The sequence below is a fragment of the Rhizobium sp. L43 genome, from assembly GCF_002531725.1.
In the GTDB taxonomy this organism is placed as follows: Bacteria; Pseudomonadota; Alphaproteobacteria; order Rhizobiales; family Rhizobiaceae; genus Rhizobium.
The window spans coordinates 1-1,248 of record NZ_NWSQ01000090.1; the positions used below are offsets into that span (position 1 = coordinate 1).

Here is a 1,248-nt window from a genome sequence, read left to right on the forward strand (position 1 = left end):
AAGCGTGTCGGTTCCCGCGGCGGCGGCTTCGGTGACGATGTCGCCGGCATTATCGACGATGTAGGTGTCGTCGCCCGCCCCGCCGATCAAGGTATCGCCGCCTGCCCCGCCATTCAGCGTGTCATTGCCGGCGCCGCCTGACAGCGTATCCATGGCAGCGCCGCCGGTGATCACGTTGTCGAGATTGTTACCGGTACCAAAGAAAGTCCCTGTACCGACATAGCTCAGGTTCTCGACATTGCCGGCAAGCGTATAGCTTGCCGATGTCGTGCGAACCGTGTCGGTTCCCGCATCGGCGTTCTCGGTGACGACGTCGCTCGCACTGTCGATCACATAGATGTCGTTGCCGGCCCCGCCGCGCAGCGTGTCATTGCCGGCGCCACCGTCCAGCAGATCATTGCCGGCGCCGCCGGTGATCGTGTTGGCGAGCGCATTGCCGGTGCCGGCGAAGCTGGCGGACCCGGTGTAGGTCAGGGTCTCGACATTGCTGCTGAGCGTATAGCTTGAAAGCGCCGTCTGGACCGTGTCCGTCCCCTCGTTCGCATTCTCGATCACCAGGTCGGTCGCGATATCGACGACATAAATGTCGTTACCCGTTCCGCCCGACATCGTGTCGGAACCAGCCCCGCCGATCAATGTGTCGTTGCCGCCAGCCCCCGCGAGCTTGTCGGCGGCAACACCGCCCTTGAGGATGTTGTTGAGCCCATTGCCGGTGCCGGCAAACGCGGCCGTGCCGCTATAGGTGAGGTTCTCGACATTGGCCGCCAGCGTATAGGCGGCCAGGGCCGTCTGCACCGTGTCGGTTCCCGCGGCGGCGGCTTCGGTGACGCTGTCGGTGGCATTGTCGACGATGTAGGTGTCGTCGCCTGCCCCGCCGATCAAGCTATCCGCACCTGCCCCGCCATTCAGTGTGTCGTTGCCAGCGCCGCCCGACAGCGTATCGATGGCAGCGCCCCCGGTGATCACGTTGTCGAGAGTGTTACCCGTGCCGGCAAACGTTCCCGTGCCGATGTAGGTGAGGTTCTCGACATCGCTGCCAAGCGTATAGCTTGCCAGGGTCGTGCGAACCGTGTCGGTTCCCGCATCAGCGGCTTCGGTGACGCTGTCGGCGGCATTGTCGACGATGTAAGTGTCGCTGCCTGCCCCGCCGATCAAACTATCAGCGCCTGCTCCGCCATTCAGCGTGTCATTGCCGGCGCCGCCGGTGATCGTGTTATCAAGCGCATTGCCGGTGCCGGTGAAGCTGGC

The 1,248-nt window shown here is 63.9% G+C and carries 1 protein-coding gene; it reads right to left on the reverse strand.

The features are described 5' to 3' along the window. A partial coding sequence (locus CO667_RS34545; protein WP_143540787.1) for a calcium-binding protein occupies positions 1-1,248 on the reverse strand: 1,248 nt, incomplete at both ends.